Annotated in this window: 9 protein-coding genes; 3 read left to right on the top strand and 6 right to left on the bottom strand. The window is 40.8% G+C overall.

Annotated elements, in window-relative coordinates:
• Positions 1-42: 42 nt before the first annotated feature.
• The 6 genes from NCWK1_RS28310 to NCWK1_RS28285 all read right to left on the bottom strand — a co-directional run bounded on the left by NCWK1_RS28310 (position 43) and on the right by NCWK1_RS28285 (position 5,549).
• Entirely contained in the window at positions 43-3,507 is a 3,465-nt protein-coding gene (locus tag NCWK1_RS28310; protein WP_146034058.1) for a plasmid replication protein, CyRepA1 family, read from the bottom strand.
• Complete coding sequence (locus NCWK1_RS29815; protein WP_187308273.1) at positions 3,504-3,650, bottom strand: hypothetical protein; 147 nt, start codon at positions 3,648-3,650, stop codon at positions 3,504-3,506. Before NCWK1_RS29815 ends, NCWK1_RS28310 begins: the two co-directional genes overlap by 4 nt.
• Before the next feature lie 416 nt (positions 3,651-4,066).
• Positions 4,067-4,933, bottom strand: a complete 867-nt coding sequence (locus tag NCWK1_RS28300) for a hypothetical protein (RefSeq protein ID WP_146034057.1) — start codon at positions 4,931-4,933, stop codon at positions 4,067-4,069.
• A gap of 22 nt (positions 4,934-4,955) precedes the next feature.
• Positions 4,956-5,198 carry a hypothetical protein gene (locus tag NCWK1_RS28295; protein WP_103126982.1) on the bottom strand — a complete coding sequence of 81 codons (243 nt, stop codon included), beginning with the start codon at positions 5,196-5,198 and terminating at the stop codon, positions 4,956-4,958.
• Entirely contained in the window at positions 5,191-5,391 is a 201-nt protein-coding gene (locus NCWK1_RS28290; protein WP_103126981.1) for a hypothetical protein, read from the bottom strand. Before NCWK1_RS28290 ends, NCWK1_RS28295 begins: the two co-directional genes overlap by 8 nt.
• Positions 5,388-5,549, bottom strand: a complete 162-nt coding sequence (locus tag NCWK1_RS28285) for a ribbon-helix-helix domain-containing protein (protein WP_103126980.1) — start codon at positions 5,547-5,549, stop codon at positions 5,388-5,390. Before NCWK1_RS28285 ends, NCWK1_RS28290 begins: the two co-directional genes overlap by 4 nt.
• 290 nt (positions 5,550-5,839) lie before the next feature.
• Between NCWK1_RS28285 and NCWK1_RS28280 the strand changes: the two genes are divergently transcribed.
• From NCWK1_RS28280 to NCWK1_RS29810, 3 genes are all read left to right on the top strand, one after another.
• Entirely contained in the window at positions 5,840-6,205 is a 366-nt protein-coding gene (locus NCWK1_RS28280) for a hypothetical protein (RefSeq protein WP_103126979.1), read from the top strand.
• Positions 6,206-6,208: 3 nt separating this feature from the next.
• Entirely contained in the window at positions 6,209-6,859 is a 651-nt protein-coding gene (locus NCWK1_RS28275) for a hypothetical protein (protein WP_103126978.1), read from the top strand.
• 70 nt (positions 6,860-6,929) lie between these two features.
• Positions 6,930-7,196 (top strand): hypothetical protein (locus NCWK1_RS29810; RefSeq protein ID WP_187308272.1); only part of this gene is annotated, 267 nt, incomplete at its 3' end.

Here is a 7,196-nt window from a genome sequence, read left to right as displayed (position 1 = left end):
CATTACTATTTCCAGGTGCAAGATGTGAGATACTCATTACGGCTACGCCGCTATCACCCAAAGCTTGATAATTTCCCGCTTGGCTTCTGGTAGCCGCCGCGCCGCAAGCTTTAAAGCAGCCGCAGGTGTAACAAGCCTTAAATCATTCAAATCGCTGGGTGATTCACACAATTCTAAACATTCGGCTATGTAGGTGATATTTTCTTCCGCTAACCATTGATCAATCGGTTCTGCTTGAGATGCGGTTATCTGTGATTGTGGTTCTGATTGTATTTCTGGCTGTGGCTGTGGCTGTGGCTGTGGTTGTGGTGAGGATGTTGTGATGTGTTCTTCCCACTTAACTTTGGCTACAGTATCAGATGTTAGATACCCGTCAAATTTACGAGCAATAGCCTTTAAAACCTCAAGCCTGCTAGGTAGATTTAGTTTCTCTTGATCAACAGTGTAGAGCCGCGTTTTAACCCCATTGATTAACACTTGAGTAGGTTTAGAGAATTTAACCCCAATGCTGTCTAAAAGTTGTGAAACAAAGGCAATATTTTCTCTCTTATCAGTTGTTTCCTTGGGAATTTTTTTGAGATTTAACGCCCTGGCTATTTCCTTATCTGTTCTAACCTTATTCATTACTTCCAAGACTTCCGGTGACTCTTTGTGATATTCACCCTCTAGGAATTGCATTATATTTAGTTGCTGCAATGCCCATACTTTTAAGTGAGAATCACCCTTGGCTTGAGCCAAAAAGAAGTGTTGATTAGTAGCCATATAGAACCAGTTAACCTCACTCCGTTTTTTGGATATATCGGAGTGATTCAGCATATAAAATCTTTGTTGCTTGCTGATAAATTCTCTATCTTTTACGTAGTATTTATTAATAAATTCATGACTCCAAACACTAGAATTCTCAATGTCTGGTAGCCTGTCAAGTAATCTAGTTTTTTCAATCCTGCGCTGTGTGTCCTTGTTGGGGTTTGCCTTAGCCGCCGCGTTGGCAAGTTCTACATTTTCAAACTCAATCGCCTTAAAAAGCTCTAAAGCGTAACGAGATTGAACAACTTCTTTAGCTGATTTTTCCTTATCTTTGAACTCTTGATCTATTTCCCATTCCACAACCTCAACACTATGCCCAACATCACTTAAGGCATAAATCAAACAATCTCTAAGATTATCCATTTCATAGTTATCAATTGACCCTAACTCAGCACTCAACGCCCACCAATCATCGTTACTTCTGGCTACAGCATCACCAATTACTTTCATTATTTGATTTGTATTACCACCCGCCGCTAACATAGCAGATTGCATAATTCTAGAATTTTGTGCCTCGCTGAAAGCTTTTGCTGAGTAATTTCCAGGGTTATTTCTGTCTCTAACCTGGCTAAATTCTGGACAGAATACATAATGAGTTATACTGTCGTCCCTAAGTCTAAATAACATTTGATGTTGGCTGTTAGTGCCTTGAACACCAGTAAAGAAAGTAAATTTATCAGTGAAATAGTTTTTAATTGTGACACTTACACCACTCTCAGCAGTTGGCGAAATTACGAAATAATCTGGTTTATGGTTGGCTATGAACTCATCAGGACTTACCAAAAATTCTTTAGCCCAAGGTTCCCCTGCTGTATCCTTGTTGAGAACATAACCGCGCTTGCCAGCACTTTTAAAAATCTCATCAATAATATTAGTTAAGTTTCTAGAATCACTAGCAATCCAAGGGATAACGCCATCAGCCAACATTGCCTTAATTAATGGTGATTTATCGCGCTTTTTAAGTTCGCATTCCTCATCTACTCCCACAACGAATTTAAAAGTATGAGGTTTAATTTTTGCCTCATTCTTAATTTTGACGACTTCTTTACCTGATACTTTGGCTATGAAATCAACATGAATATCAGCCAAATTACCATCAAGTAATATTACCCTATTACACTCTTTTAAGGCTTTAGAAAGTATGGCTATAGCTTTGCCTTGCTCATCTCCTAAAGTACCGCCGCTAGTCGCATGAAGCAGTATAGATACAGTTTCATCAAGATAGATATCAACATCATTAAAATAACCGTCGATGTGGTGAATACTATCTAAACATAAAGCCAAATTGGTACTATCATCAGGTACTAAACTAATACCATCATCTTCTTTTAAATGATAAATAGTAACACCGTGTTGGCTCGCTCTATTACCAGTTTGTAATAGTAAATTGTTGCGATAGCCAATCAAAAATGCACGATTACAAGATGAGTTGATTAGTTTAATTAAAGCTTCTGTTTTCCCAGTACCTAAACCAGAGTTAACCCCTATTACAGCATTGGTTTTTGGTACTTTCGGGAATTTAAAATCGGCTTGGTTTACAACAATATCGGCAGTATAGGTGCGGCGATGTAACCAATTAGCCTTATTTGTATGGTTAAAAAATTCTTTTGGTGTGATTAATTGAAAATCTAAAGTGTTAGGTAATTCATCAATATCTGAATGTTTACCCTTTTGAAATTGACCCCACCAACCAACATTAACTGAGTAATCTTTACTGGTTAATTCATCAATAATTTTTCTGTAATTTCCCAAGATATGAGAATTAACCAAGCTTCCAGCATCAGGACATAAAAAGACTTTGTTGATTGTCCCTAGTGCCTCTAGTACGGTATTGATAGACCCATACCAGTTACCGCCAGCCGCGCCAATGATTTGTATATCCTTGCGTCCATATCTAAACCACAATTTCAGGGCAGTAATTAGCGATTTTAAACTACCCTCTACCAGCCAAGATTCTGTGATTTCCTCAGCTTCTGGATGCTTCCACACAAAAACAGGTAATTCACCGTTTGGCAGATGTGGACTATTGCCCCCTTTGCTGGCGGATGATAGCCAGATGTACTTACCAAATTTAGCGCGGTTATCACTGGCAATCTGAAAACCTGTAATCTCACCACTATGACTTACAGCCGCAATTCCCAAGCCCACAACCCCAGTAAGTTGACCGTTCGCAACTCCGGCTAACTGCGGGGAAGCCTCAACTTTTACTCCTGGCTTCCAACTACATAGCCAGCCTTGAGCGATCGCAAGATCAATCTCATCTGCATTTAAACCCCTGCGTTCTGAGAGTTCTGAAAGTCGATGTTTTTGGTTTAAACCCAACTTGGCAACTATGCGGGGGTATTGTTCATCTCTCTCAGAGATAGGGGGTAGTTGAGTTAATTTTTGCTGTTTTTCCCACTGCAATCGCTCACGCCGCCGCCTTTGTTCTTCCGCCCATTCCCGCCTTTGTTCTTCCGCCCATTCCCGCCTTTGTTCTTCCGCCCATTCTTGTGTATTATCTGGCTTTAAGATTGCCCATAACCCATCTTGGCTAAAGTCGATAATTTTGTAGCCGCCGTCAACTAATTCGCCCTTCCTGCCACTATTGGCAGACATACAGAGGATAATTTCACCCTCAGCTTGATGGCGACAATTACCGGAGATGTCACCACAGGATAAACAAGGGTTGTTTCTGGAGGTAGCTATAAACCTACTCATGCTACACCCCCTAGATCATCTTGAAATTGCTTGATAATCTCATTGATCAGTTCGGGGTGAGTAACGCCAATCGATTCTAAAATCTCGCCTACTTCTGTGAGTTGTCCGGCTTTGATTGCTCTGATTAATTTTTCAAGGGTCAAATACCTACCAATAAAGAGGCAGAAAAGTTTATAAAGTTGACCCCCCCTAGGGCATTTTGCTACAATTCTTATGTTGTAGTCATTGTATTTACTTTGTTGTATGGGGGATATTCCCAAAAAAAACATAGACCACCTGGGTAAGTTACTTACTTTTGGCAGTCCCCTTGTTATGTCAATACTTTTTTTGCTAGTGTAGTTTTAAGAAAAAAATTGATTTTTTGAGAATCTGTTGGGTATTCAGATCCTCTGTTGGAATGACTGGTAATCATTCTTTTTGGGAAGCCACTAGCTAACCATTTGACACAAGAGAGACTGTACTCAGCATTTTTTTTGCTCAAAAATTGCTGATAAAAATAGATTAGTTTGTTCGATTTGTGGATTGCAAATTTAGCGCGTATTTTCAGTATAAAAATTCTTTAAGAGTCATTTTTAATACTCGTTGCTACTATCGGTATTAATCTTTTCTGATCCTGGTAGTAGAGTCGCCAGCCAAGATGAACAATAGCTTTTAAGTCGCTATTCCCTTTAACTGTGCGTATCCATCCGTTCAGGCTATCGAGGTGAACTTTCCACGCCTTTTTTACCTTGGCTGAATCTTTTTTTATGCCAATAGCACTGGTGTATAGCCGATAGAGATGTTGATTGCTTGCGGAATTATTAAAAGGTATTTCCCCCTCTTTCAAAACCCTTAGAAATCCTCTTAAGCCGTTCTCAACTTCACCCTTTAACGGTGTATTTCTCTCACTTCCGCCGCTATCAAGAATTGATCTAGCTTGCGCCTGCTGTAATTCAACTATGCAGCTTTCCCACCAATGGTAGGGAGTTTGGTAGTGATGGCGAATTTCGATCACTTCCCAGACAGCCGCGCACAACTCAAGCTGGCTGTTGTAAAGTTCGGCTAACGGTCTTTTATCCTGAAATTCTGGGAGAGTGAAGGGCGTTTGCTTGATATCCACACCAAAAGCTCGGAAGTAAACCAACCAGTGAGCTATAATTTGCCAGTGTTTCTCAAATTCCTCTAGCAACCGTTTTTGAGTAGGTTTAAGAGATTGCCAATCTAGTGTTTCTAGAATTGGCGGCGGCGTGAATTTAGCGATAGATCGCCCTTCGCTATCACAAATTTTGTACAAGCCACCTGTAATTTTTGCTAATCCTGGTTTTGCTGTATCCATGCTAAAAAGTGCGATCGCATCAGTAGCGGTAAGAAAAATGTAAGAAACGTCCGGTGTATAAGATTTGCAAGAGTTTAGGGTGAAGTGGTTGTGAGAGCCAGTGCTGTTCACCCTTAAATGCGCGGTCGAGCCTTCATGAAACTTCCTTTACTGATTTAATGCCTTGGCTACATCTTTGAACTAGCAACCATCTTTTAGCTTCAGGTTCCAACGCTGGCATGATGCGGAAGTTTAAAACATCTGCCCAAGTTTCTACACCATGACTACCAGCGAACTCTCTTTCAAGTTCCTTGAATTTCAACCAGTTGCGATCGCTGATGGCTGTGAAAACTGGAATAAATGCACTTAGCGGTATTAATGTTGCTGCTTCACTCATCTTTGTAATCCTCAAATATACAAACTACTGGTAAAAGGTCATCTTCTGTTTCGATTATTTCGATCAGTCGCCTGCCTGTTTTTCTAGCAATCCGCTTGCAATAATCCTCAGACGCAGCCATTGACCAATCTCTAGTTTCTCTAACTGGGTCAAATTTACCTTTAGAACGTTTTATATTGTCATTTTCGGTCATGCTGATTTATCTTTCTTCTCCTTATTCTCCACAGCGTTTTTACAAATTAGCTCTACAAGATTGCTAAGTGTTCGGCTTTCTTCCTCAGCCCATCGTTCTAGTGATTCTTTTAGAGATTGGTCACATACAAAAGCTATTCGTGGCCTTCTGCTCGTCATTTGCAACACTTGTCATAAACATACATCCAGCATACGCCGAGTAATTATTATGTTGTAAATCGTCAAAATATGGCAAATGATTACAGCAAAGTGTTGACACTAGTAAACGATGTCATCTAATATAACGCTATAAAAGCAATCGATCAACAACCAGATACTAATTAGTGTCTTACGAGTACCCCAAAGGAAAGTATTGCAAGGGGTTTAGCGATTTGACGCTTGATTGTGCTGCTTAGTTTATCGATTATTGGCTAATTAACTACCAATTCATATTTATTGCTGTATGACAGATGAAACCTAGACGCTGCAAGCATTCCACAGATTTAGATTTATTTCTTGAGTTTCCTGCTACCAAGACACATTTAGCCGATTTGTTGGGTGTAGCCCGTTCTACGCTTGTGGCTTGGGAAAACATAGCATTCTGGCGTATTGAGTCTTTCCGCAATGCCTACCCTAAAGCCCACGATGGAAACATAGACAGAGAATCGCCTCTGTCACCATACCAAGCATGGGTTTTAAGCCGTGTAGGGCGGCTTATGGCACAGCTTAGACGTTCTGAACGGGTAAAAGGGTACATCCTAAAAAATCAGCCTGATTTCAGCCGCTATCGCTATCAGCAAGCATTCCAGCAATTACAGATAAAAAAGGGAGCGTAACTTATGCCACGCACAACCAAACCTAAGCCCACACCAGCAACACAGATTAGTATTGCCGCCGCAGTTGACCAGCTTAAAACTACAGAACAAGCCCTAAGACTGGCATTGATAGACATCCACCCAGATGATTTCGACACAGTGAAAGCCTTACCATTACTGGATTTTGAGGCAGTTGCTAAGAAAATTCAGCAACAACAACAGCCACAATTGCCAGCACAGAGCGAAAATTTAGAAAACTCTGAAACTCCTACACCACAAGCATCTCAAACAGCCACAGAAAAACCACAAAACGCCCCTATAGTCCCCTCAGCACCTCAGCAACAGCTAACCAATCCTACCCAGTCCCCAACGCCCAATACTGGCTTATCTCTGGTTGAGCAGTTAGCCAAGCAGGCCAGTGAAGAAATCGCCGCCGTCGATGCGATCGCTCAAGTTAAAAACCAACTCATCCTGAATAACTTGGCTATCCGCCAAACCGAGCTAACAGAAGCCATAAACCAAAACTGGCAGTATCAAAAGCAAGAGTATTTGGGAGCTATCCGAGATTTAGCCAGCTTGGGTCAACAACCCGTAGAAGTTACACCAGATGAAATCGACTTACACCAAGAAATTGACGCAATCATTGATGAACTGGGAAAGAACCTAGCCGCGTAACTAATTTTTTACTGTTCCCATTCGATTTGATGAACTGGCTGCTAGAGGGTATTTTTAAGCTGATTCACTAATGACCCAACAACTACAGCAACTACTTGATTTAGCTCACGGAATACTTGACCAAGTTTTAGAGCATCCACATTACGAAGAATTAATAGCACGAGGGTTTGAACCGGGAGAAACCAGCGTAGTCAGCGCACAATGGGCAATACTTTTTTTGCACTTCAAAATCACACAATTCACAGAATCTATGGACAACCAAAAATTTTCAGATGTGATTGCCAGTGCCAAAACTGAATCAACCAAAAAGATAGCTCACATCTTGCACCTGGAAATA

The organism is Nostoc cycadae WK-1, from assembly GCF_002897135.1.
Taxonomy (GTDB): Bacteria; Cyanobacteriota; Cyanobacteriia; order Cyanobacteriales; family Nostocaceae; genus Nostoc_B.
The sequence above is the reverse complement of the archived record's forward strand: the minus strand, read 5'-3'. Positions and strand labels throughout refer to the sequence as shown.

What these genes read in the sequence shown, in the direction of transcription:
- NCWK1_RS28285 (WP_103126980.1), bottom strand. Translation starts at nt 5,549, where the DNA reads ATGACGAGCAGAAGGCCACGAATAGCTTTTGTATGTGACCAATCTCTA.
- NCWK1_RS28275 (WP_103126978.1), top strand. Translation starts at nt 6,209, where the DNA reads ATGCCACGCACAACCAAACCTAAGCCCACACCAGCAACACAGATTAGT.
- NCWK1_RS28280 (WP_103126979.1), top strand. Translation starts at nt 5,840, where the DNA reads ATGAAACCTAGACGCTGCAAGCATTCCACAGATTTAGATTTATTTCTT.
- NCWK1_RS28290 (WP_103126981.1), bottom strand. Translation starts at nt 5,391, where the DNA reads ATGACCGAAAATGACAATATAAAACGTTCTAAAGGTAAATTTGACCCA.
- NCWK1_RS28295 (WP_103126982.1), bottom strand. Translation starts at nt 5,198, where the DNA reads ATGAGTGAAGCAGCAACATTAATACCGCTAAGTGCATTTATTCCAGTT.
- NCWK1_RS28310 (WP_146034058.1), bottom strand. Translation starts at nt 3,507, where the DNA reads ATGAGTAGGTTTATAGCTACCTCCAGAAACAACCCTTGTTTATCCTGT.